Source organism: Arthrobacter sp. ISL-5, assembly GCF_018613835.1.
Classification (GTDB): domain Bacteria; phylum Actinomycetota; class Actinomycetes; order Actinomycetales; family Micrococcaceae; genus Arthrobacter.
Map to the genome: position 1 here is coordinate 37,823 of NZ_JAGGPM010000012.1, position 22,767 is coordinate 60,589.

Genomic DNA, 22,767 nt, shown 5'->3' on the forward strand with positions numbered 1-22,767 from the left:
ATGACAGTTACATCTGCTGCGATCGCCCCTGCCGTCTCACCCGAGCGTGAGGCTGCGCTGCTCGCGTCCGTCCCGACCGGCCTGCTGATCGGCGGGCAGTGGCGCGCCGCGTCCGACGGCGGCACGTTCGACGTCCACGACCCCGCCACCGGGGAGGTACTCGCCACGCTCGCTTCCGCCACCAGCGAGGACGCAGTGGCGGCGCTCGACGCCGCGGACAAGGTCCAGGCTTCCTGGGCACGGACGGCACCCCGGGAACGGGCAGAAATCCTGCGCCGGGCCTTCGACCTGGTCACCGAACGGGCCGATGACTTCGCGCTGCTGATGACCCTGGAGATGGGCAAACCGCTGGCCGAAGCCCGCGGCGAGGTGACCTACGGGGCCGAGTTCCTGCGCTGGTTCTCCGAGGAAACCGTCCGCGACTACGGCCGCTACCTCACGACGCCCGAGGGCAAGAACAAGATCCTTGTCCAGCACAAGCCCGTGGGCCCCTGCCTGCTGATCACGCCCTGGAACTTCCCGCTCGCCATGGCCACCCGCAAGGTCGCCCCGGCGGTGGCGGCGGGATGCACGATGGTGCTCAAGCCGGCCAAGCTGACGCCATTGACGGCCCAGCTGTTCGCGCAGACCATGCTGGACGTCGGCCTGCCCGCGGGAGTCCTCAACGTGGTCTCATCCAGCAGTGCGTCCGGGATCTCCGGCCCGCTGCTGGCAGATCCGCGGCTGCGCAAGGTCTCCTTCACCGGCTCCACCCCGGTCGGCAAGCGCCTCATGGCCGACGCCGCGCAGAATGTCCTCCGCACCTCCATGGAACTCGGCGGCAACGCCCCGTTCATCGTCTTCGAGGACGCCGACCTGGACAAGGCCGTCGAAGGCGCCATGGCCGCGAAAATGCGGAACATGGGCGAGGCCTGCACCGCGGCCAACCGCTTCCTGGTCCAGGAATCCGTGGCCGCCGAGTTCACCCGGAAGTTCGCCGCGGCCATGGGCGCCCTGACCACGGGCCGCGGCACCGAACCGGCCACCCAGGTGGGTCCGCTCATCGATGCTGGCGCCCGAGACGACGTACACGCCCTGGTAAGTGCCGCCGTCGACGCCGGTGCCACCGCCGCCGCGGGAGGCGGACCGGTGGACGGACCGGGCTACTTCTACCAGCCCACGGTGCTCGCCAACGTCCCCAACGACGCCGCCATCCTGCGCCAGGAGATCTTCGGACCCGTCGCCCCCGTCACCACCTTCGCCTCCGAGGAGGACGCCATCCGGCTGGCCAACGCGAGCGAATACGGCCTGGCTTCCTACGTCTACAGCCGCGACTTCAACCGGCTGCTGCGCGTGGCCGAGCAGATCGAATTCGGCATGGTGGGCTTCAACGCAGGCGTGATCTCCAACGCCGCAGCGCCCTTCGGCGGCGTCAAACAGTCCGGACTCGGCCGCGAAGGCGGTTCCGAGGGCATCGCCGAATACACCACGACGCAGTACATCGGCATCGCCGACCCGTGGGCCGCCAGATAGTATCCGGCACAGCCGGGGCCGGCTCCGGCAATAGACTGAGGTCATGCCCCAGACCGGACTCTCCGCAAGCAGACGGTTTCTTCGCGGCCGGATCCGCACAGGGCTGGTCCGCAGCCGGAACTCGCTGATCCCCGGGATTCAGATGACCGTCGGCGCGGTGGGAGCCTACGCCTTCGCCGAGTACGTCCTGGGCCATTCCGGCCCGCTGTTCGCCGCCACGTCCGCCCTGATCGCCCTGGGTTTCTCCCGCGATCCGCGCCTGCAGAGGGTGATTGAGGTGGGGCTGGGCTGCACCATTGGCATTGCCGTGGGCGATCTGCTGCTCCACTGGCTCGGAGCTGGGATCTGGCAGGCCGCCGTCGTCCTCCTGATCTCAATCCTGCTGGCGCGCTTCCTGGACAGCGGCACCATCTTCACGACCCAGCTGGCGCTCCAGTCACTGCTGGTGGTGCTTCTGCCTGCACCTGCCGGCGGGCCCTTCACCCGCAGCCTCGACGCTGTGGTGGGCGGCGTGGTGGCCCTGCTGGTGACCGTCCTGGCGCCCAAGGATCCACGGCGGGAACCTCGCAAGGACGTCCAAAAGCTGCTCCATGAACTGGCAGAAGTGCTGCGCGAGTGTGCCTCCGCGCTGACGCACAGCGACTCCACCCAGGCCTGGCACGCCCTGGTCCGCGGCCGGAGCAGCCAGCCGCTGGTGGATGCCATGCGGCACTCGCTGAGGGCATCCGGCGAGGTGGCCACACTGGCACCCGCCTACCGGAGGCACCGGGATGAAATCGACCAGCTGGACCAGTCGCTTGATTACATCGACCTCGCGCTGCGCAACAGCCGCGTCTTTGCCCGCAGGCTGACCAGTGCCATCAACCATGCGGCGCTCTCCGACGAAGCCACTGAGAACATTGCCGAGGTCCTGCACGAGACCGCAGCGGCCATCGACGAACTCTCGCTCGGGCTCGCTGAAGTGCACGAAGGCGCCCGCCGTGCCCACCTGCGCAGCGCCCGGCAGGAGCTGAGCGCGATCGCCGGCCGGGTGCATCCGAAGATGCTCGAAGTGGAGCGGCTGGAGGGCGAAACCGTGGTGATGCTTTTCCGGCCGCTGATGGTGGACCTGCTGGAGGCCGCCGGCATGGATTCCCGCGAGGCCCGCGACATCCTGCCCTCGCTGTAGCAGCCTGCACCCGCTGTAGCAGCCTGCACCCGCGGAGCAGGAATGTCGGAGCCACCGGATAGTGTGGAGCAATGGCTACAAAGACTTCCCGGGCGTCCAAGACACCGGGCTATAAGTGCGCGGAATGCGGCTGGACTACCGTCAAGTGGGTGGGGCGCTGCGGTGAGTGCCAGGCGTGGGGCACCGTTGAGGAAACCGGCGCCGCCGTGGCCCGTACGACGGCGGCCACCACCGTTTTGGAGCCCGCCCGCCCCATCGCAGAGGTGGACGCCACCACCGCCGCCTTCCTGCCCACGGGCGTGGACGAGCTGGACCGCGTGCTGGGCGGCGGCGTTGTCCCCGGAGCGGTGATCCTGCTGGCCGGTGAGCCGGGCGTCGGCAAGTCCACGCTGCTGCTGGACGTGGCCGCCAAGTTTGCGCGAACGGGCCAGAGCGTCCTGTACGTCACGGGCGAGGAATCCGCGGCGCAGGTGAAGCTGCGGGCTGAGCGGATCGACGCCATCGCGGACACTCTCTACCTGTCCGCGGAGACCGATCTTGGCCAGGCACTGGGCCAAGTGGAGAAGGTGGAACCGAAGCTGCTTGTGGTGGACTCCGTTCAGACACTGAGCAGCGCGGACGTGGAGGGCAGCTCGGGCGGGGTTTCCCAGGTGCGCGAGGTGGCGGCGTCCATCATTGCTGCCGCCAAGCGCCGCAACATGACCACGCTGCTGGTGGGGCACGTGACGAAGGACGGGTCCATCGCCGGGCCGCGCCTCCTGGAGCATCTCGTGGATGTGGTGTGCCAGTTCGAAGGCGAGCGCCACTCGCGCCTCCGGCTGCTGCGTGCGGTGAAGAACCGTTACGGGCCGACAGACGATGTGGGCTGCTTCGACCTCAACGAGGACGGCATTGTTGGCCTGGCGGACCCCAGCGGGCTGTTCGTCACCCGCACCAAGGATCCCGTGTCCGGCACGTGCATCACGGTGACCATGGAGGGCAGGCGCCCCCTGCTGGCCGAGGTGCAGTCGCTTCTGGCCGAGAGCCCCAACTCCCAGCCGCGCCGGGCCACCAGCGGCCTGGACAGTTCGCGCGTGGCCATGCTGCTGGCCGTGCTGCAGCAGCGGGCGGGCTGCCTGCTGCACAAGGACGACTCCTACGTGGCCACCGTTGGCGGCGTGAAGCTCAGCGAGCCGGCCACGGACCTTGCCGTGGCGCTGGCCGTCGCGTCTGCCAAGGCCAAGAAACCGCTGCCGCAGCGGCTCATCGCCTTCGGCGAGGTGGGGCTGGCCGGTGAGGTCCGCCCCGTGCCCGGCATCAACCAGCGCATCCAGGAGGCACACCGGCTGGGCTTCACGCACGCCGTGGTTCCCTCCAGCCACAACGGGCCGGGCCCGGTGCCGGCGGGCTTCTCGCTGCGGGAAGTCAGCCACCTCGCCGAGGCCCTGAGCCTGCTGATCAGTTAGGCTGCGCGTGTTCTAGCCTGCCGGTCGCACCGGTTGGGCCGGTGCACGCAGGCAATGCAAATGGCCCGCGCCGGGATGCCGGCGCGGGCCGGTCTGCCGGCGCGGGCCACTGCTGTTGCTGTTCGCCTCCGGCGGGGGGCCTGCGACTAGTTCTTCCGCGTGCGGACCAATGCGGTGGCGCCCGCGGCGAGGCCAAGGACGCCTGCTACCAGCCCGAACCAGCCGGCAGTTTCGCCGCCGGACGCCGCAGGGGCCGTTGACGCGGCCGGTGCCGCCTCCGGCGTCGTGGTTGCGGATCCCGTGGCTGCGGCCGCGGTGGTCACGAAGGTGGGTGCCGGGTGGTGCTCTTTTTCCTCGGTCGCAGGCGCGGACGGGGATGCTGCGGCGTGACCGTGCCCGGCCTCTTCCGTGTCAGCCCAGTTGACGGTGGTCCCGTCGGTGTAGCCCTGCGCGGCCGGCAGCGTCACCGTGATACCGGCAGCCGGGAGCCGGCCCACCGAGATGGTGAAGGTCTGGAATTCGTTCTGGCCGATCTGGTGGGCGGTGTCGGCTGTCCAGATCACGCTGGTGGGAGCCTTGGTCACGGTGGCCCCGCCAATCTCCACAGGCTTGGGCAGTGCGGTGGTGACAACCTGCGCCTTCCAGCCCTCGATCGGCTTGACCGAGACCGACGTCAGCGGGGTGTCGGTGGGGAGTTTGACCTCGAGCCGGTTGGTCTTGGCGGTCTCGGATTCATTCGGGACGCTGAAGGTCAGCTTGGTGAACCCGCCCTCGGCGGTCTTGGACGGATCGACGGTGACGTGCGCGGAAGCGGCCGCGACGCCGGCGGCGAGAAGCCCTGCCGTCATCGAGGCGGCGGCTGCGGTCTTGAGGGTACGGCGAAGGAAGCTATTCATGGCAGGGTGCCTTTCACATAAGAAAAAATCATCAGGAACAGGCCCGCAACGTGGCGGGCGCAGGAAAGCAGCTGTGAGCCGCCTTCGGTCCCTGTCCTTATGCGAAGGGAACTCTAGGCGGCCGGCGCGAACGCGGAGGTCCCCGCAGGGACGGCAAGCGCAGCCCCGGGCCGTCCGGAGGAAGGATTGCCGGCACGGAGCAGGGGCCGGGTACACGGGCCGGAACGATGCCGACCGGCTGGGGCCGACGCACCAGGGGACGCAGCCAGGACGCCAGGATTCCCAGTGCCTGTTCTCCGCGGGCCATGATCAGCGCGGTGGCCAGGGTGGCCAGGGCGTGGGCAGCAAACATGAGGCCATCGGAGGCGGCGTGGGCCGGTGTTGCACCAACGAAAGCCTCCGCTGCCAGGACTGTCCCCGAGTGCTGGGCATGGCCCGGCATCAGCGGTTGGGGCGCCGTGGCCGGCGACACGGGCTGCAGCGCTCCGAAGGCCCAGTGAAGCCAGAGCTGCCCGGCGCCGAGCAGACCTGTTAGCGCGGGGAATGTGAGCCGGAATCGCGTTAGCGCGGCCACCGGAATCATGGACACGGCGCAGAGCGCCGCGAGGATCGCGGGCTCCGGCAGCCGGCCGCCGGCAGCAAGGTGCCCGCCGGCCGAGAATCCGACGACGATGGACCCGATCAGCGCGGTCCGGAAAAGCCGGAACGAGGCGCGAGGCAACATCGGCGGTCCTTTCCGGAACATCACGGCGCGGGCAGGCCCAATTCTACTGGCCCGCCCGCGCCGCCCCTCAACGGCGGGCGATCATGACACGCGGCCACCTTTCCGCGGCGGCCTTTCTGTCCGACCGGCCTCCCGGGCACAAGGTTTTCCCACGCTGCCGTCGCACCACGGGCGGAAGGCGGGGCTTTGGCTTAGGAAGCCGTTAGCACCAGCGCCACGCTGTGGCCGCCGAAGCCGAACGCATTGACGATGCCCGCCGTCGCGGTGCTGCCGCTGACTGTTCCGGTGATGACGTTGAGGTCCACCTCGGGGTCAAGGTTGACCAGGTTGTAGGTGCCGGGAAGGTCGCCGGTCCTCATTGCCTGGAGCGTGGCGATGGCACCCAGCGCGCCGGCACCGCCGAGCAGGTGCCCGGTGAGCGACTTCGTGGACGTCACCGGCACCGCGGCGCCGATCACGGCCTTGATGGCCTGCGCCTCCAGCCGGTCGCCCACCGGAGTGGAAGTCGCGTGGGCGTGCACAAACCCGATATCCGCCCCGCAGAGGTCCGCCGAGGCGAGCGCCTTCTCCATGACCCGGCGCTGCATGTCGGGATCAGCCGCCACGATGTCGCTGGCGTCCGAGGTCACGGCGCCGCAAGCTATCGCGCCGAGGACCGCCGCGCCGCGCGCCCGGGCATGGGCCTCGCTCTCCAGCACCAGGATCCCGGCGCCTTCCGCGATGACGAAGCCGTCCCGGTCCCGGTCAAACGGACGCGAGGCTCCCTGGGGGTCGTCGTTGCGGGTGGAAAGGGCCCTGATCTGGGAGAAGCCGCTGATGATGAGATCGTTGACGCACGCATCAACACCTCCGGCAATGACGACATCGGCCGCTCCGGACCGGATCATCTCGGCACCTTGCGCAATCGCTTCGGCGCCGGACGCGCAGGCGCTGACGGGCGTGCGTGCCCCGCCGCGGGCGCCAAGGTCGATGGAGACCCAGGCGGACGGGCCGTTGACCATGATCCGGGTCAGGGTGTGCGGCGAGACCTTTCGCGGGCCGCTGTTATCCAGCTCCCGGGTCTGGGCGAGCGTGGTGTCCAGTCCCCCGTAGCCCGAACCGATCACCACGGCGAGCCGTTCGGGGTCGACGTCGGGGGTTCCTGCCTGGGCCCAGGCCTCCCGGGCCGCAACGAGGGCAAGCTGTCCGCAGCGGTCCATCCGCTTGAGCTCGCGGGTGCTGAGCAGCGACGCCAGATCGGCCGTGACGCGTCCCGCCATCCGCACCGGCAGGGCTTGCGCCCAGTCCTCGCTGAGCGCGGCGATGCCCGAACGCCCGGCGAGCAGCGCCGTCCAGGTCTCCGGAACCGTGGCGCCGAGGGGGTTGAGCGAGCCCATGCCGGTAACGACGGCCCGGGTTGAAACTGCAGACATGGCACACCTTGCTTCCAGGGACCGGACCTGAGGCCCGGCGTTAAACAATTCGGCACCGCTCGGCCGACCGGGAAAACCGGTGCCGGCCCGAAGGACCGGACAACCCCGGGTTCCAAGGAGTATTCGGATCCGTTTGGCCGGCGGATGGCCGGAGCGGCTACTTTGCGGGGTTGTGGGTTCCGATCGGCACGAGCGTGAGGTCCGGATGGTTCTTCTCGATGCGGCGCAGGGCCCAGACGTCGTTGAACAGGGCGAGGTATTCGCCGTCGGACCGCAGCAGCACCTCAGCACCGACCACGTTGGCCAGCGCGGGCATGGCGTCCGCCGTCGAAATCCTTGCCATGGAATACGGGAGGCGCTCCAGCCGCATGGGTGCGCTGAAGTCGTGGGCCATGCGGTCCTCCACCACTTCGAACTGCATGGGGCCGACGGCGGCAAGCACCGGCGCCTGGTCACCACGGACGTCGGAGCGGAGCACCTGGATGACGCCCTCGTGCTCGAGCTGCTCGATGCCGCGGCGGAACTGCTTGAAGCGGCTGGGGTCCTTGGAACGGGCCACCTGGAAGTGTTCCGGTGCGAACAGCGGGATCGCGGGGAATTCCACGGGCTCCTCGAGGAAGAGGCTGTCCCCCACCCGTAGCGAGGACGCGTTGACCAGGCCCACGACGTCGCCGGGGAAGGCCTCATCGATGACTTCGCGTTCGCGGCCGAACACCTGCTGCGCATACTTCGTGGCGAAGGACTTTCCCGTGCGCGTCTGCGTCACCACCATGCCGCGCTCGAACACGCCCGAGCAGACCCGGATGAATGCCACGTGGTCGCGGTGGGCCTTGTTCATGCCGGCCTGGACCTTGAAGACGAACCCGGCGAACGGGGAGTCCACCGCGCGCGGCTGGCCGTCCACGTCGGGGCGCGGCGCAGCGGGCGGGGCGAAGTCCACCAAGGCGTCCAGGATTTCCTTGACGCCGAAGTTCAGGGCCGCGGAGCTGAACAGGATGGGGGTGGCCTTGCCGGCGTGGAAGCTCTCCACGTTGAACTCGAGGTTGGATTCGATGACCAGCCCGGCTTCGTCCACAGCGTTGGACCAGTCATCGCCCTGGTTCGCCGCCGCTTCCTCGGGGGTGAAGTACTCGGTCAGTGCGATGTTCGCGCCGGCGTTGTTGCGCTGGAACCGGGCGAACCGGTCGTTGCGCAGGTCCCACACGCCGCGGAAGTCGCCCGAGATGCCCACGGCCCAGGTCAGCGGCATGGGCTGGAGCCCGGTGCGATCGGTGATCTCGTCCATGAGCGCCAGCGCGTCCAGGCCCGGGCGGTCCCACTTGTTGATGACGGTGATGATGGGCAGGTTCCGCTGCTTGCAGACCTCGAAGAGTTTCATGGTCTGCGTTTCCAGGCCCTTCGCCGCATCCACCAGCATCACTGCGCAGTCGACGGCGGCGAGCACCCGGTACGTGTCCTCCGAGAAGTCCGCGTGGCCCGGGGTGTCCAGCAGGTTGATCACGGTGTCGCGGTAGGAGAACTGGAGCGCCGCGGAGCTGATGGAAATGCCGCGGTCCTTTTCCATCTGCATCCAGTCGGACACTGTCTCCTTGCGGTTGGCCTTTCCGCTGGAGGCTCCAGCCGTGCCGATGACCTTGGCGTGCAGGGCTAGGGCCTCGGTGAGCGTGGACTTGCCGGCGTCCGGGTGTGAGATGACAGCGAACGTCCGGCGCCGGCCCGCCTGCTTGTGAATCTCATGGACTCGGGCGGGGCTGAGGACTTCTTGGGACACGGTGCTACTTTCGCTGCGATCCGCGGAGGATCCTGGTTTCGGAAATATATGCGGGGGGCTGAAAGGTCAGAAGCCCTGAAAAATCTGAGGCTTACGAGAATTCAGCTGCCGGGTGGCGGCGGGGAAAGCGCCAGCCAAGGCTTCAAGTTTATCGCAGGGCCGGAAACCGTGCGGAAGGCGGGCCAAAAGTGGCCGTCCGCCGGCCGCCGTCGAACGCACTCCGGAGGGCTTCGCCGCAGGCCTCCGACGGGGCACTTTGAGGCTTGTCCCTGCGGTTGTTGCGGTAATCTACGTCTAGGATGGTGCATGCGGGAAACCGAGTACTTTTGATCCTGCCGGCGGACTCGTGAAAACCGGCATACCTGCAGGCCCGCCCTGCACCTTTGAAGGGAATGTATATGGCTCGCAGCCCTGAAGAATCGCTGAAAGCGACTTTGGGGAGGGTGGCCCCGGGAACCCCGTTGCGGGACGGCCTGGAACGCATTCTCCGCGGACGCACCGGCGCATTGATTGTGCTGGGATCGGACAGGACCATCGAATCGATCTGTTCCGGCGGCTTCGACATCGGCATCGACTTCTCCCCCACGCGGCTGCGCGAGCTGGCCAAGATGGACGGCGCCATCATCTGCGACAGGGACGCCGGGAACATCCTCCGCGCCGCAGTCCAGCTCGTCCCGGACTCAAGCATTGAAACGCAGGAATCCGGCACCCGCCACAGGACCGCGGAACGCGTCGCCATCCAGACCGGCGTCCCGGTGATCTCGGTGAGCCAGTCCATGCAGATCATCGCGCTCTACGTGAACGGACTGCGGCACGTGCTGGAGGGCTCGGAGAAAGTCCTCGCCCGCGCCAACCAGGCCCTCGCCACGCTGGAACGCTACCGCTCCCGGCTGGACCAGGTCACCAGTTCGCTCTCCGCCCTGGAAATCGAGGCCATGGTGACCGTGCGCGACGTCGCCGTCACGCTGCAGCGCCAGGAAATGGTACGCCGGATCTCCGAGGAGATCTCGCAGTACGTGCTGGAGCTCGGCGAGGACGGCAGGCTCCTGTCCCTACAGCTGGACGAGCTCACGGTGGGCCGCGGGCCCGGCAGCGACATCATCATCCGCGACTACGCCGGGCCGAACGCCTCCCCGGAGGACATCGACGGCGCCGTCAACGCCCTGCTCAGCCTGGGCCCCACCGAGCTGATCGACCTCGGCAAGATCGCCGGGATCATCGGCTTCGCCGGCGGCGTGGACACGCTCGACGCCGTGGTGCAGCCGAGGGGCTACCGCCTGCTCTCCGGGCTCAAGGCTGTCCCGAAGGCCGTGGCGGACCGGCTCGTGGACCACTTCGGCGGGCTGCAGCACCTCATGGCCGCGAGTATCGACGACCTCATGACCGTGGACGGCATCGGCGACCAGCGCGCCCGCACGGTCCGCGAGGGCCTCAGCCGCATGGCGGAAGCCAGCCTCCTGGACCGCTTCCTCTAAACCCCCAACGATTGCTCCGCAACTGCCCTTTTGGGCGCCCATAAGGGCAGTTATGGAGCAACGGATGCTTGGGCGTGCTGGGCGCCGTCAGTTCAGCTGGAAGACCGCCGGCGGGCTGACCTTGGCGCCGAGCTTGGCGATGAACACGTAGTATCCGCTGCCGGCGCTTGACCCCTCGGAGATTTTCTCGCAGCCCTGCACCGATCGGCTGCGCGACCACGGGAAGTTCGCCGTCTCGCTCTTGCCGGGGGCGATGGTCTTCACGAGGTCGTCGCTGGAGGCCTGGCAGTCTCCGGACGAGAAGATCCGGTCCGAGCCGCTGGTGACCAGGAACTCCATCTGCGACGTGCCGATGTTCACCTTGCACGGTAGTTTCCCGCCGTTCGTGACCTTCAGGGTCAGCACCGGCTTTTCCTCCGGGCCGTAGGAAGCCTTGTTCGTGGCGGCTGTGACGGTCACCAGCTTCTGGTCACAGGTAGGCGAGGCCGACGGCGTGGCTGAGGGGCTCGCGGACGGCGCCGCCGCCGTCTGGCCGCCGGTGGGCTGCGGAGTGCTTCCACCCTCCGTGGAGGCCACCTGCTCCGTTTTGGCGCTGACAGCGGCGGACACTGTGGCAACACCGCCGGCGATCAGGCCCAGGACCAGCAGCAGCGCGCCGCCGGCGAACAGCCGACGACGGCGGTACACGGCAGGGCTCGGTTTCCGCACGGTCCGGGGGCGCGGACCGGCAGTGTTTTTTCCCGCGGTGTCTTTTCCCGCGGTTCGCCCGGCCGGCGCCTTCGCTGCCGGTTTCTTCTTCATCGCCGATTTCTGCGCCGGAACCCGGCCCGCGCCGGATGTCGGATCGTCTTGCCTACCCATCCTTCTAGGCTAGAGAACGGCCGGGTTTATGGAGTTCCACCACGCCGGACCCAGGACCAGCCATGTCCAATTCGTTGCTCAATTTCCGTGACAAACTCTCAGCAGGCTTACTAAAATTGAATCCCGGTTACCACTTACCGGGTCCTAGTAGGAGAGGACCACTGATGGAAAATCATGTGTCTGTCGGTCATCTTGAACGCGTCCTGCTGCCGCTGACTTTTGGAAAGCATCAGAGCCACGGAACGGAGTTCACAGTTCTCGCCGTTGAGATCTGGAACACCGGCATCGTGGTCAATCTGCACCTTGCATCAACCAACGGCTCCGAGCCCCACACCCCGGAAATTGCCATCCACGATCACTTCGGCACGGAGTACCGGCTGGATGAGGTTGCCACCGTCGGCGCCCGTCAGTTGCAGTTCTTTGCTCCGTCGATTCCCGAAGGGACGCGGAGCCTGACCATCCGCTGCGCGGATCCGGACGGTGCCAGCTTTGTGGTCGCGCTTGCCGTGCCAGCCGCCAACGGCCGGGGAGGCGAGACGCTTCACGGCCACGTGAAACGCCTGCCGGCACGGCCCAACGGGACACGGCCCAACGGAATAGACCCGGACATGCATCAGGAAGCCAGCTGACAAAGCACCGGTCGGCACGGCCGGAGCGGATTCAACTAGAGTGTTGGCATCAAAACCACAACCGATTACTCCGCCGCGTCCACGGACGCCCCTGCCGACACAGAGCTGTCAGCGATCCACCGAGCCCTGGAAGACTGGTTCGCGGACGAAGCAAGGGCCTTGCCGTGGAGATCGCCCGACTGCTCTCCGTGGGGTGTGCTGGTGAGCGAAATAATGCTCCAGCAGACCCCCGTGGTGCGGGTTCTCCCGGTCTGGGAAGAGTGGCTGCGGCGCTGGCCCGACCCCGCCGCACTGGCCGGCGAACCGGCAGGTGAAGCCGTCCGTGCCTGGGGCCGGCTTGGCTACCCGCGGCGTGCCCTCCGGCTGCACGGCGCGGCCCTTGCGATCGTGCAGGACCACGGCGGCGAGGTTCCCGGGGACTACTCCGAGCTACTCGGCCTGCCGGGCGTGGGCGGCTACACGGCGGCCGCGGTCGCCGCCTTTGCCTTCGGGCGGCGCGAAACAGTGGTCGACACCAACATCCGGCGCGTCCACGCGCGCCTCTTTTCGGGCAGCGCGCTGCCGGCTCCGGCGCTGACGGCCGCGGAAATCCGGCTGGCCGCCGAACTGCTGCCGGACGACGTCGGCAGTTCCGTCCGCTGGAACGCTTCAGTCATGGAACTGGGGGCGCTGGTCTGCACTGCGCGTGCGCCCAAATGCGCCGCGTGTCCGGTGCGGAAGCGGTGCGCGTGGCTGGCGGCGGGCGAGCCGCCGCCGTCGTACACGCCCAAGGGCCAGGCCTGGCACGGCACCGACCGCCAGGTCCGTGGCGGCGTGATGGCCGTCTTGCGGCTGGCCGACGCGCCGGTGCCGGCGGAGATGTTCCAGCAGGCGCCGGCGGACCTCGGTTTCGAGGCCACCGGCATCGGCGTCCCGCTCGCCGCGCTGCACCGTTTGAACTGCGCGCCTGAGCAGCTGGAGCGGGCACTGGCAGGGCTGCTGGAAGACGGCCTCGCCGAGCTGCATCAGGGCGGGTACAGGCTGCCGGCTTAACCTGTGCTCCGGGCCGGCTTTTATCTCAAATTGGCCGTCGTTCCGGTGCCAGGGGTAACGATGTCTGCACCAGTTTCCGCCTAGCGGTCCGCACACCATTGGGCCGGATCTACCCTGAAGTTATGGGCAAGGCAAAGGTACTTCTGGCCACATTTGCGACGACGGTGCTGGTCTCCGGATGCCACATATTCGAGGTGGCGTGCCCGGCAATCGCCCAGGCGTCAGGGGTGTCGGTGACGGTGGCGGCCAGCTACGCCCCGGCTGTGAAGACCCTCCACCTACAGGCGTGCCAGGAGGGCGTATGCAGGGAGAGCGACCTGGTGCTGGTGCCGGGCAGCATTTCCGTGGACTTGGGCTGCGTGCCCTACCTTCCGGAGCCCGGTGTTCCGAAGCCTGGCGATCCGGGGCAAAGCGTTCCGGGCGCTCCGGGGCAGGGGGTTCCGGGGCAGGTCGTTCCGGAGCCCGCTGTTCCGGGGACCGCCGTTCCAGCGCCCGTCGTTCCAGTGCCCCCCGTTCCGCCGACCGCTATTCCAGTGCCCCCGGTTCCGCCGACCGACGTTCCGGAGCACGGCGACCGCGGACCGGACCGCCCGTGCTCAGCCACGGCGTCGCCTGACGGGACCAAACGGGGAATGCTCATGCTGGATATCCTGACGGAGTCGCCCATGGACGTTACGGCCTCCGGAACTTCCATTGACGGAACTCCCCTGCCGGTGCGGACGCTGCGCTTCACTCCGAGGGGCGACTACCCGTTCGGCGAGCCGTGCGGGCGGTTTGTCTCCGCTTCGGTGGTACTGGATGAGACCGGCCTCCGCCAGGACCGATAGGCTGCCAAGCTGCTAGGCCTCGAGACCGCCAGGTGTCAGGGCCGCCAGGGCGTTCTTGAGGGGCAGTTCAGGGTTCCCCGAAGCCCGCCCTCACCAGGCCGGCCACATACGCCACGGCGCGTTCCGCATCCGGGCCGGACGCTTCCACATGGAGCACCGAGCCCTTTCCTGCCCCCAGCGTCATGAGCCCCGTCATGGAGGCGCCATCGACGCCGTTCACCGTCACCTCGGCGTCGAGCCCGGCAAGGCCTCCGGCGATCTTTGCCGCGGGCCGGGCGTGCATGCCGGCCAGGTTGACGAGTTCAAAGTCGCCGCTGGCGTCCGGAACCGCGGGAACCGCTGCGGCTACGGAACCTCCCGCCTGGGGGGGTCCTGCGCGGGCCACTCCGGCTGCGCGGACGCCGGAACCTGCGGCAACGTGTGCGGCCGACGGAATATGCTCCTCGTCCTTCGGCCGTGAGGCGGGGTAGCCGTGGGTCGCCTCGGCCGCCCGCTTGACTGCGTGGACGCTGGCGCCGCCCTGTGCGGCCACGGCGGCCGCCACGAGGCCTTCCACAATGGGCGCATCGGCGAGCAGCACGGTGCCGGGCCCTTCCGCGAATTCCAACGCCGATTCAGCGGTCATGACGGCCGATCCGAGGTCGGTGAGCACCACAACGCCTTCGCCGCCGGCCGCGAGTTCTAAGGCGGACATCACCTTTTCCAGGCTGGTGCCGATCCGGCCGTCCGAGGTCCCCCCGGCCGGGACCATCATGACGTCCGGCGCCATCTGGGCTGCCAGTTCCACAGCGCCGTCGGCGATCTTTTCACTATGGGAAACCACAACGATCCGCACTGTCACGCGGCGGCTCCCGCTGCGGCGCGGAGGATCAGGGCGCTCGAGGCCGCCCCGGGATCGCGATGGCCGGCGCTTCGTTCGCCAAGGTAGCTGGCCCTGCCCTTGCGTGCTACGAGGGGATCGGTGGCCACGGCCCCAGCCTCGGCGGCCTCCGCCGCGGCAATCAACACGGCAAGGGTGTCGCCGTCGGCGGCTGCTGCGGCGGCAGCTTCGACGGCGGGGGTCCACGCATCGACCATGGTTTTGTCTCCGGACTCAGCCTTGCCCCGGGCAACGATGCCGTCCCGGGCAGCGCCAAGCGCCGCAGCGAGCGCGGCAGCATCGACGTAGGCCGCGTCGCCGAGCGAGGTGCCGGCGCGCAGGAACGCCGTGCCGTAGAGCGGACCGGCCGCGCCGCCCACCTTCGACATCAATGCCATGGCCGTCAGTTTGAGCGCAGCCCCCGGGGTTTCCGGCGGGTTTTCAGCCAGCTTGTCCAATACCGCCTGGAAGCCGCGGTCCATGTTCTCCCCGTGATCCGAATCGCCGATGGCCCGGTCCAGTTCGATGAGCCACACCCGGTGCTCCGCCATCGCCTGCGCAGAGAGCGTCAGCCATTTCACGGCCCAGTTGACGTCCAGCCCCACGGCTACATGCCCCAGCGGAGGGCAGCGGTGTGCACGGGCGCATCCCAGAGGGCCGTCAGTTCGTCATCAAGCCGGAGCACCGAGATGGAGCAGCCCTGCATCTCAAGGGACGTTATGTAGTTCCCGACGAGTGAACGCTCCACGGTGGCTCCCCTATCCGCCAAGACCTGCGCGGCCCGGCGGTAGACAATGTAGAGCTCGCTCAGCGGAGTTCCGCCCATGCCGTTGACGAACAGCAGGACCTTGTCTCCGGAAGCCACTCCGAGGTCGCCGAGTACGGGATCCAGAAGACGGTCCGTGATGGCGTCGGCTCCTTCCATGGCGATCCGGTGCCGCCCCGGTTCACCGTGGATTCCAATGCCGATCTCGATCTCGTCATCCTTGAGGTCGAAGCTCGGGGAACCAGCATGCGGGACGGTACACGCGGAGAGCGCGACACCCATTGTGCGCACGTTCTGGTTCACCCGGTCCCCGATGGCCGCAACGGCATCAAGGTCATCGCCCCGCTCAGCTGCGGCGCCGGCGATCTTCTCGACCAGGACCGTGCCGCCCACCCCCCGGCGGCCGGCAGTGTAGAGGGAGTCCTCCACCGCGACGTCGTCATTGACCAGCACGGTGCGGATTTCCACGCCCTCCGCCTGTGCCATCTCCGCCGCCGTCTCGAAATTAAGGACGTCGCCGGTGTAGTTCTTGACGATGTGGACTACGCCGGCGCCGGAGTTGACGGCCAGTGTGGCAGGGATGATCTGGTCCGGCGTGGGCGACGTAAAGACGGCGCCGGGCACAGCGGCGTCGAGCATTCCCAGCCCGACGAAGCCGGCATGGAGGGGTTCGTGCCCGCTGCCGCCGCCGGATACCAGGCCTACTTTCCCCGCCACGGGGGCATCCCGGCGGGTAACGAACTTCGGGTCTGCGCTGACGGTCACGAGGTCGGCATGGGCGAGCCCAAATCCTTCCACTGATTCGTCCACCACAGCGCGGGGGTCATTGATGAGCTTTTTCACGGCCGGGCTCCTGGGCTCTCAGTGCTTCGTCATTGACATCGGTCAGGATGTGCTTTGACCCTACTACCGGGACCCGGCCTTCGGTAGCTCTGGCTACGGCTATGTGAGGAAAGCCCGCAAACGGCCGCAGGATCAGCCCCTGGAACACCGCCGGGAACAGCGAAAGGGACAGCCCCCAATGACTGTCCCTTCCGACCTCCCGAAAGTTTATCCAGCAAATGTATAAAAAGAAAGATGTTATGGCGGGAACGTTTGAGCAGATCTTGATCCATTCCAGCGGGAATTCCGCACTATCGCTGCCACCATCAAGGTGTTGGGCGGTCACTGGACCGATAAATCCGGAGAGCCGCGGTAATAGATGAACTCGAAGCGTCCCACTCAGGGATCCGCGGGGCTGCAGATCACTGCCGCCGCCGCTGATGCCGCTACCCTGCTGTGGTTCGTTGTCTCTGCCGAGGTTCCGGTGACCGCCCACACCCCCAGCCAGGGGGTCATCCCCGGCTGCGGAGCGTCCTGCACATAGCCGATGCGCGCCGGCGCGGCCGCTAACTCCTAGAGCGTCTTGATCATCCGGGTGTTGCCGAGGGTATTCGGCTTGACCCTGGCAAGGTCCAGGAATTCGGCAACGCCCTCGTCATGCGAGCGCAGCAGTTCGGAGTACACCTGCGGGTCCACCGCCGACTGGTCGGCCATCACTTCGAAGCCGTGCCGCTTGAAGAAGTCCACCTCGAACGTCAGGCAGAACACCCGCGAGACACCGAGCGTCGCGGCCTCCTCCAGGAGACTCTCGACGAGGACGTGGCCCACGCCTTTCCCTCGCCAGGCGTCCGAGGCGGCAAGCGTGCGGACCTCCGCGAGGTCCTCCCACATGACGTGAAGGGCGCCGCAGCCGATCACCTCTCCGTCGGCCGACTCCGCGATCCGGAACTCCTGCAGGCTCTCGTAATAGGCCACCGTCTCCTTGGCCATCAGGATCCGCTGGTCGGCCAGCGGCGCCACGAGTCTCTTGATGGCGGCCACGTCGCTGGTGCGGGCGGGGCGAATAGTGAAGGCGTCAGTCACAGCCCCCATCTTACGGCGGGCGCCTCCCCGGCCCAGTCACCCCAGCAACCGTCGCCCCCACTTCCGCCCCGCCAGACCTAGAGTCCGAGCTCGGCCGGCGGCGGCAACTCCCTGCCCAGGACGTTCCTGGCCAGGAAGTGCTCCACTACGCCGTACCAGACCTTGGCGTGCTGCGGCTGCAGGATCCAGTGGTTCTCGTCGGGGTAGAACAGGAAGCGATGGCTGGTCTGGCCGTTCTCGTCGGAGGCAAGCTGGGACTTGGAGAGCAGTTCGTACCAGAGCCGCAGGCCTTCGCCGATGGGCACCCGGTAGTCCTTGTCCCCGTGGATCACCAACATGGGCGTCCTGATGTTCTCCACGTGCAGGTGCGGCGAGTTCTCCAGCGCCATCTCCGCCGTCATTTCCTTGAGCCAGTACTGGGACGAGTCCGTCGTGGGTCCGAACTGGTCAAGCGCCCACAGGCTGGCGTGCGTCACGATCGCCTTGAACCGGTCCGTCTGCCCGGCCACCCAGTTGGCCATGTAGCCGCCGAACGATCCGCCCATCGCGGCAGTCCGGCTTTCGTCAATGTCGGGGCGTTGCACCACCGAGTCCGTGATGGCCATCAGGTCGGTGTAGGGCGCCTTGCCCCAGTCGCCCCAGCCCCGCTGGATGTGCACCTGGCCGTAGCCGGTCGACAGGGCAGGGTCCGGCAACAGGACGGCGTAGCCCTTGGCCGTCAGCGGCCACGGGTTCCAGCGCCAGGTCCACGCGTTCCAGGACCCCAGCGGGCCGCCGTGGATCCACAGCAGCAGCGGCGCCGGGCTGCCCGCCGACGCCCCTGCCGGCAGGGCAAGATAGGCGGGAACGCGCGCGCCGTCAGCCGCCGTCGTCTCCACCCGTTCCAGCGAACCCTCAAACTGCGGCCGCTCAGCGGGCGCCGGCAACCTGGTGACGGCCCCGGTGGCGAGGTCGATCCGCACCGGCTCAGACGGAAACTCGTAGGAGCTGCGGAGCGCATAGGCGGCAGCGCCGTCCGGTGAAACCACGACGTCGGTATAGGCCGCCGCGTCCGGCGTCACCCGGGTGACGCTCCCCCGGGCGACTCCTGCCGCAACGGTGACGCGGAAAACTGGCGACGCGCCGTCGTCGTCCGCGGTGACCAGCAGGGCCGAGCCGTCCGGGAGCCACGCCTCGGGGTGCGCCCAGCGGTCCCACTCGTGAGCCAGGGGCGTGAGGTCCTCAAGCCCGGCCTGACCGGATACATCCAGAAGATGAAGCTTGACCTGCGGGGCCTCCTGCGGCGTGGTGTCGCTCTCGCTGACGACGGCCAGGAACCTCCCGTCAGGGCTGACGGGCCCCGGGAAGTAGCTCATCCCCTCCCGGTCGAGGAGGACGCGCTGCGTGCCCGTGGCGACGTCCACCGCCACGAGGACAGAGCGCAGGTCCGCCTTGGCCAGGGGCTTGGCGAAGCTGGTGTAGATGGTTTTCCCGTCCGGGCTGATGACCGACTCGGCCTCCCGGAGCCTGGATCCCGCCGTCGGGGTGAGATTCCTGAGCTTCAGAGGCGCGGCGCTGTCCACAGTGCCGGGCTTGCCGGATTCCCCCTCCGAACCTGGTTCCACGGCGAACAGCCGCGGCTGGGCGGGGCCGAGGTCCGCGTCCCAGTACCGGACCGGATATTCGCTGTGCAGGATTGCCGCCACCTTGTTGTCCTTGCGGCTCTTGCGGCGCTCGGCGTCGTCGTCCTCGTCCGTCGAGCCGGCGAGCACGGAGGCAACCACGAAGGCCGCGTCGGCGTCCCGGGCCGCCATCACCTTCTCCACTCCGCCGGTCCGCGACAGCACCACCCGGGCCTCCCCGCCGTCGGCAGGCAGCAGCCAAAGAGCAGCCACGGGTTCATCGTCACTGTCCTTGCCGCCTGTGCTTTCCGGGTCGGGCCGGGCGGACGTGAAGTAGACATCGCCGTTGGCCGCGAACACGGCACCGGCCTCGCCCTTGGCTCTGCGGGTGATGCGGCGTGCCTGCCTCTGGCCCGCGGGATCAACTTCCCACAGCGCAGTGACGTACTCCGTGCCTTTGCTGTTGAGCGTGGCGACAGTCGTGACCAGCCGCCGCCCGTCGGGGCTGAGGGCCAGGCCACTGACGCGCGGGATCGCCAGGTAGTGGTCGAGGTCGTGGAAGGGGGTCGCTGGTTTTTCGCGCAGGATCGCTGCGTCATCGGAAGCCATGTGGCGATTCAACACTCTCTGTGCCCCGGATCACAGAGACGTTCACTGACGGTGAAACGGTGCTTTCAGACCTTGCCGGGCGCAGAGACGTGTGGTCGGCTTGGCGCCGCCGGCCGAGCCATTTGCCGGCGCCTGCTCGTTCCTCGCTTTGACGGCGCCTACGCAAATGCCTGACCGACACCGCCCGCTCACGGCGCACCTCAAGCGAAGCGGAGGGGCCGGTGGCATTTGTGTAGCTTGCGTCAGAGCGACGAAGGAGCAGCAAGCGGCAAATGGCGCCGGTGCCGCAGCGTCCCAGCCACCGCACGTGAACGGATGCGCAAGAAGCCCCGCCTGCTCCCTTGCGGGGCGGGCGGGGCTTCTTTGGCGCTGGAGTGCGGCTCGGGCCTAGGCGCTCGGGGCGATTTCCGGAATGCGCGGCTTGGCGTTGCCGGCGAAGGTGAACTTGGCGTCGTCGCCTTCGCCGTCCACATCCACCACCACGATGTCGCCGGAGTGCAGCTCGCCGAAGAGGATCTTCTCGGAGAGCTGGTCCTCGATCTCGCGCTGGATGGTGCGGCGCAGCGGCCGGGCACCCATGGCGGGATCGTAACCGCGGGTGGCCAGGAGAACCTTGGCCGCCTTGGTCAGCTCGATGCCCATGTCCTTGTCCTTGAGGCGCTTCTCGAGGCGCTGCACGAACAGGTCCACGATCTCGATGATCTCGTCCTGGGTCAGCTGCGGGAACACCACGACGTCGTCAACACGGTTCAGGAACTCGGGGCGGAAGTGCTGCTTGAGCTCCTCCGTGACCCGGGCCCGCATCCGGTTGTAGCCGGTCTGGGTGTCGGTGCCGGACTGGAAACCGGTGGCCACGCTCTTGGAGATGTCCCGGGTACCGAGGTTGGTGGTCATGATGATCACGGTGTTCTTGAAGTCCACCACGCGGCCCTGGGAGTCGGTCAGTCGGCCGTCTTCCAGGATCTGGAGCAGTGAGTTGAAGAGGTCCGCGTGGGCCTTTTCCACTTCGTCGAACAGGACCACGGAGAACGGGCGGCGCCGGACCTTCTCGGTCAGCTGCCCGCCTTCTTCGTAGCCGACGTAGCCCGGAGGGGCACCGAAGAGCCGCGACACCGTGTGCTTCTCCGAGTACTCGGACATGTCGAGCGTGATGAGGGCGTCCTCTTCACCAAACAGGAATTCGGCGAGGGCCTTGGCGAGCTCGGTCTTGCCGACGCCGGTGGGGCCGGCGAAGATGAACGAACCGCCGGGGCGCTTCGGATCCTTCAGGCCTGCCCGGGTCCGACGGATGGCCTGGGACAGGGCCTTGATGGCCTCGTTCTGGCCGACAACGCGCTTGTGCAGCTCGTCTTCCATCTTCAGCAGCCGCGAGGACTCTTCCTCGGTCAGCTTGAACACCGGGATGCCTGTGGAGTTCGCCAGGACTTCGGCAATCAGGTCCTCGTCCACCTCGGAGATGTCGTCCATGCCGCCGGTCTTCCAGTGGCGTTCCTTCTCCGAGCGTTCCGTGATGAGCTTCTGCTCCTTGTCACGCAGCGCAGCAGCACCCTCGAAGTCCTGCGCGTCAATCGCGGACTCCTTCTCCATCTTCAGCACGGAGATGCGTTCGTCCATCTCCTTCAGCTCCGGCGGAGCGGTCATGCGGCGGATGCGGAGCCGGGCACCGGCTTCGTCGATGAGGTCGATCGCTTTGTCCGGCAGGAAGCGGTCCGAAATGTAGCGCTCGGAGAGATTCGCTGCCGAGGCGAGGGCGCCGTCGGTAATGGTGACCCGGTGGTGCGCCTCGTAGCGGTCACGCAGGCCCTTGAGGATCTCGATCGCGTGCGCAACCGAAGGCTCCTTGACCTGGATCGGCTGGAAGCGGCGCTCCAGCGCGGCATCCTTCTCGATGTGCTTGCGGTACTCATCCAGCGTGGTGGCGCCGATGGTCTGCAGCTCACCGCGGGCCAGCATGGGCTTCAGGATCGAGGCCGCATCGATGGCGCCTTCTGCGGCACCGGCACCCACGAGGGTGTGGATTTCATCGATGAAGAGGATGATGTCACCGCGCGTGCGGATCTCCTTGAGGACCTTCTTGAGGCGCTCTTCGAAGTCACCGCGGTAACGGGAGCCGGCCACAAGGGACCCGAGGTCCAGCGTGTACAGCTGCTTGTCCTTGATGGTCTCCGGCACATCGCCGCGGACGATCGCCTGGGCAAGGCCTTCGACGACGGCGGTCTTGCCGACGCCGGGCTCGCCGATCAGCACCGGGTTGTTCTTGGTGCGGCGGGAAAGGACCTGCATGACGCGTTCCATTTCCTGCTCGCGCCCAATGACGGGGTCCAGCTTGTTCTCGCGCGCAGCCTGCGTCAGGTTCCGGCCGAACTGGTCCAGGACAACCGAGCCGGCAGGCGTGCCTTCAGCCTGTCCGGGGCCGACGCCTGCGCCGGTGGTTTCCTTGCCCTGGTAGCCGGAAAGCAGCTGAATGACCTGCTGGCGGACACGGTTGAGGTCCGCACCGAGCTTGACCAGCACCTGCGCCGCAACACCCTCACCCTCGCGGATGAGTCCCAGCAGGATGTGCTCCGTGCCGATGTAGTTGTGGCCGAGCTGCAGGGCCTCGCGCAGCGACAGCTCCAGCACCTTCTTTGCACGCGGGGTGAAGGGGATATGGCCGGAGGGCGCCTGCTGGCCCTGGCCGATGATCTCCTGTACCTGCTCGCGGACGCCGTCGAGCGAAATGCTCAAGGACTCAAGAGCTTTGGCGGCAACACCCTCACCCTCGTGGATCAGACCCAAGAGGATGTGTTCGGTACCAATGTAATTGTGGTTCAGCATGCGTGCCTCTTCTTGGGCAAGCACAACTACGCGACGGGCACGGTCCGTAAATCGCTCAAACATTTCGCCACACTCCTAGCTACGACGTACTTTGATGCTACGTGGGAGATCCGGACTTGGGGAGCTTGTTCGCCACAGGGGAAACCGTGAGGGTTGCGCCGCCTCCGCACGCGACTACCGGAACCGGCCGGCGCGCCCTCCAATACGCCTCCGCGGGCGACCTTCCGGGCTCCCGCACGGCCTGCCGTGCATTGCGCGGCCCTCAATCGCAAAACCGGTCCGGAATAACGGTTGATGGCCCCCGCAGCATTTACGGATATAGCCGCCGCCGAGGAGCCGGCATTCACGAGCTGACGGATTACTCGGCGGCCGGCAGATGATTACGCCAGGACGAGAAGCCGGCTGATTAACGCTGCAGGAAGAACAGCAGGCTTAAAGGACGGCGCCCCCGGTAAACA

General features: G+C 67.7%; 18 protein-coding genes and 1 pseudogene. 8 read left to right on the top strand and 11 right to left on the bottom strand.

Annotated elements, in window-relative coordinates; translation table 11 throughout:
* The 3 genes from J7I89_RS06040 (at position 1) to radA (ending at position 4,125) form a co-directional block, all read left to right on the top strand.
* Positions 1 to 1,512, top strand: a complete 1,512-nt coding sequence (locus J7I89_RS06040) for an NAD-dependent succinate-semialdehyde dehydrogenase (protein WP_214968266.1) — start codon at positions 1 to 3, stop codon at positions 1,510 to 1,512.
* 43 nt (positions 1,513 to 1,555) lie between these two features.
* Positions 1,556 to 2,680 carry an aromatic acid exporter family protein gene (locus tag J7I89_RS06045; RefSeq protein WP_214968268.1) on the top strand — a complete coding sequence of 375 codons (1,125 nt, stop codon included), beginning with the start codon at positions 1,556 to 1,558 and terminating at the stop codon, positions 2,678 to 2,680.
* A gap of 71 nt (positions 2,681 to 2,751) precedes the next feature.
* Complete coding sequence (radA, locus tag J7I89_RS06050) at positions 2,752 to 4,125, top strand: DNA repair protein RadA (RefSeq protein ID WP_214968270.1); 1,374 nt, start codon at positions 2,752 to 2,754, stop codon at positions 4,123 to 4,125.
* 146 nt (positions 4,126 to 4,271) lie between these two features.
* On the opposite strand, the gene J7I89_RS06055 is transcribed toward radA, so the two are convergent.
* The 4 genes from J7I89_RS06055 to J7I89_RS06070 all read right to left on the bottom strand — a co-directional run bounded on the left by J7I89_RS06055 (position 4,272) and on the right by J7I89_RS06070 (position 8,928).
* A complete protein-coding gene (locus J7I89_RS06055; protein WP_214968271.1) occupies positions 4,272 to 5,021 on the bottom strand; it encodes a YcnI family protein in 750 nt (249 codons plus the stop codon).
* A gap of 97 nt (positions 5,022 to 5,118) precedes the next feature.
* On the bottom strand, positions 5,119 to 5,745 hold the full coding sequence (locus tag J7I89_RS06060) for a hypothetical protein (RefSeq protein WP_214968273.1): 627 nt from the start codon (positions 5,743 to 5,745) through the stop codon (positions 5,119 to 5,121).
* Positions 5,746 to 5,936: 191 nt separating this feature from the next.
* On the bottom strand, positions 5,937 to 7,157 hold the full coding sequence (locus J7I89_RS06065) for a beta-ketoacyl synthase (RefSeq protein WP_214968275.1): 1,221 nt from the start codon (positions 7,155 to 7,157) through the stop codon (positions 5,937 to 5,939).
* Positions 7,158 to 7,314: 157 nt separating this feature from the next.
* A complete protein-coding gene (locus tag J7I89_RS06070; RefSeq protein WP_214968276.1) occupies positions 7,315 to 8,928 on the bottom strand; it encodes a peptide chain release factor 3 in 1,614 nt (537 codons plus the stop codon).
* A 398-nt stretch (positions 8,929 to 9,326) separates the two neighbouring features.
* On the opposite strand from J7I89_RS06070, the gene disA reads away from it, so the two are divergent.
* Positions 9,327 to 10,403 carry a DNA integrity scanning diadenylate cyclase DisA gene (disA, locus tag J7I89_RS06075; protein WP_214968278.1) on the top strand — a complete coding sequence of 359 codons (1,077 nt, stop codon included), beginning with the start codon at positions 9,327 to 9,329 and terminating at the stop codon, positions 10,401 to 10,403.
* An 87-nt stretch (positions 10,404 to 10,490) separates the two neighbouring features.
* On the opposite strand, the gene J7I89_RS06080 is transcribed toward disA, so the two are convergent.
* The gene (locus J7I89_RS06080) at positions 10,491 to 11,204 is read right to left on the bottom strand and encodes a hypothetical protein (RefSeq protein WP_251044989.1); all 714 of its coding nucleotides are present in this window, start codon (positions 11,202 to 11,204) and stop codon (positions 10,491 to 10,493) included.
* A gap of 122 nt (positions 11,205 to 11,326) precedes the next feature.
* On the opposite strand from J7I89_RS06080, the gene J7I89_RS06085 reads away from it, so the two are divergent.
* The 3 genes and pseudogenes from J7I89_RS06085 to J7I89_RS25035 form a co-directional block, all read left to right on the top strand.
* Positions 11,327 to 11,893, top strand: a complete 567-nt coding sequence (locus J7I89_RS06085) for a hypothetical protein (RefSeq protein ID WP_251044990.1) — start codon at positions 11,327 to 11,329, stop codon at positions 11,891 to 11,893.
* 195 nt (positions 11,894 to 12,088) lie between these two features.
* Positions 12,089 to 12,925 carry an A/G-specific adenine glycosylase gene (locus J7I89_RS06090; RefSeq protein ID WP_308159823.1) on the top strand — a complete coding sequence of 279 codons (837 nt, stop codon included), beginning with the start codon at positions 12,089 to 12,091 and terminating at the stop codon, positions 12,923 to 12,925.
* A 581-nt stretch (positions 12,926 to 13,506) separates the two neighbouring features.
* Positions 13,507 to 13,752, top strand: a pseudogene (locus J7I89_RS25035) (hypothetical protein); the annotation flags it as partial.
* 67 nt (positions 13,753 to 13,819) lie between these two features.
* Here the strand turns inward: J7I89_RS25035 and dhaM are convergent.
* Genes dhaM through dhaK form a run of 3 tightly spaced genes read right to left on the bottom strand, consistent with a single transcriptional unit; the run spans position 13,820 to position 16,220 of the window.
* Positions 13,820 to 14,593, bottom strand: coding sequence for a dihydroxyacetone kinase phosphoryl donor subunit DhaM (gene dhaM, locus J7I89_RS06100; RefSeq protein WP_214968281.1), 774 nt, complete (start codon positions 14,591 to 14,593; stop codon positions 13,820 to 13,822).
* Complete coding sequence (gene dhaL / locus J7I89_RS06105; RefSeq protein WP_214968283.1) at positions 14,590 to 15,216, bottom strand: dihydroxyacetone kinase subunit DhaL; 627 nt, start codon at positions 15,214 to 15,216, stop codon at positions 14,590 to 14,592. The genes dhaM and dhaL overlap by 4 nt, the downstream gene beginning before the upstream one ends.
* Positions 15,217 to 15,218: 2 nt before the next feature.
* A complete protein-coding gene (gene dhaK, locus J7I89_RS06110) occupies positions 15,219 to 16,220 on the bottom strand; it encodes a dihydroxyacetone kinase subunit DhaK (protein ID WP_214968285.1) in 1,002 nt (333 codons plus the stop codon).
* Between the two features lie 358 nt (positions 16,221 to 16,578).
* Here dhaK and J7I89_RS06115 point away from each other — a divergent pair, with 358 nt between their 5' ends.
* On the top strand, positions 16,579 to 16,743 hold the full coding sequence (locus J7I89_RS06115) for a hypothetical protein (protein WP_214968287.1): 165 nt from the start codon (positions 16,579 to 16,581) through the stop codon (positions 16,741 to 16,743).
* A 29-nt stretch (positions 16,744 to 16,772) separates the two neighbouring features.
* Here J7I89_RS06115 and J7I89_RS06120 read toward each other — a convergent pair whose 3' ends face one another.
* The 3 genes from J7I89_RS06120 to J7I89_RS06130 form a co-directional block, all read right to left on the bottom strand.
* Entirely contained in the window at positions 16,773 to 17,282 is a 510-nt protein-coding gene (locus tag J7I89_RS06120) for an amino-acid N-acetyltransferase (protein WP_214968289.1), read from the bottom strand.
* 77 nt (positions 17,283 to 17,359) lie between these two features.
* Positions 17,360 to 19,492, bottom strand: a complete 2,133-nt coding sequence (locus J7I89_RS06125) for a prolyl oligopeptidase family serine peptidase (protein WP_214968291.1) — start codon at positions 19,490 to 19,492, stop codon at positions 17,360 to 17,362.
* A gap of 387 nt (positions 19,493 to 19,879) precedes the next feature.
* Positions 19,880 to 22,372, bottom strand: coding sequence for an ATP-dependent Clp protease ATP-binding subunit (locus tag J7I89_RS06130; RefSeq protein WP_214968293.1), 2,493 nt, complete (start codon positions 22,370 to 22,372; stop codon positions 19,880 to 19,882).
* Positions 22,373 to 22,767 lie beyond the last annotated feature (395 nt).

Bases quoted from the DNA above. Each gene is read 5' to 3' on its own strand.
- J7I89_RS06040 (WP_214968266.1), top strand. From the start codon at position 1: ATGACAGTTACATCTGCTGCGATCGCCCCTGCCGTCTCACCCGAGCGT.
- J7I89_RS06045 (WP_214968268.1), top strand. From the start codon at position 1,556: ATGCCCCAGACCGGACTCTCCGCAAGCAGACGGTTTCTTCGCGGCCGG.
- radA (WP_214968270.1), top strand. From the start codon at position 2,752: ATGGCTACAAAGACTTCCCGGGCGTCCAAGACACCGGGCTATAAGTGC.
- J7I89_RS06055 (WP_214968271.1), bottom strand. From the start codon at position 5,021: ATGAATAGCTTCCTTCGCCGTACCCTCAAGACCGCAGCCGCCGCCTCG.
- J7I89_RS06060 (WP_214968273.1), bottom strand. From the start codon at position 5,745: ATGTTGCCTCGCGCCTCGTTCCGGCTTTTCCGGACCGCGCTGATCGGG.
- J7I89_RS06065 (WP_214968275.1), bottom strand. From the start codon at position 7,157: ATGTCTGCAGTTTCAACCCGGGCCGTCGTTACCGGCATGGGCTCGCTC.
- disA (WP_214968278.1), top strand. From the start codon at position 9,327: ATGGCTCGCAGCCCTGAAGAATCGCTGAAAGCGACTTTGGGGAGGGTG.
- J7I89_RS06080 (WP_251044989.1), bottom strand. From the start codon at position 11,204: ATGAAGAAGAAACCGGCAGCGAAGGCGCCGGCCGGGCGAACCGCGGGA.
- J7I89_RS06085 (WP_251044990.1), top strand. From the start codon at position 11,327: ATGTCCAATTCGTTGCTCAATTTCCGTGACAAACTCTCAGCAGGCTTA.
- J7I89_RS06115 (WP_214968287.1), top strand. From the start codon at position 16,579: ATGAACTCGAAGCGTCCCACTCAGGGATCCGCGGGGCTGCAGATCACT.
- J7I89_RS06125 (WP_214968291.1), bottom strand. From the start codon at position 19,492: ATGGCTTCCGATGACGCAGCGATCCTGCGCGAAAAACCAGCGACCCCC.
- J7I89_RS06130 (WP_214968293.1), bottom strand. From the start codon at position 22,372: ATGTTTGAGCGATTTACGGACCGTGCCCGTCGCGTAGTTGTGCTTGCC.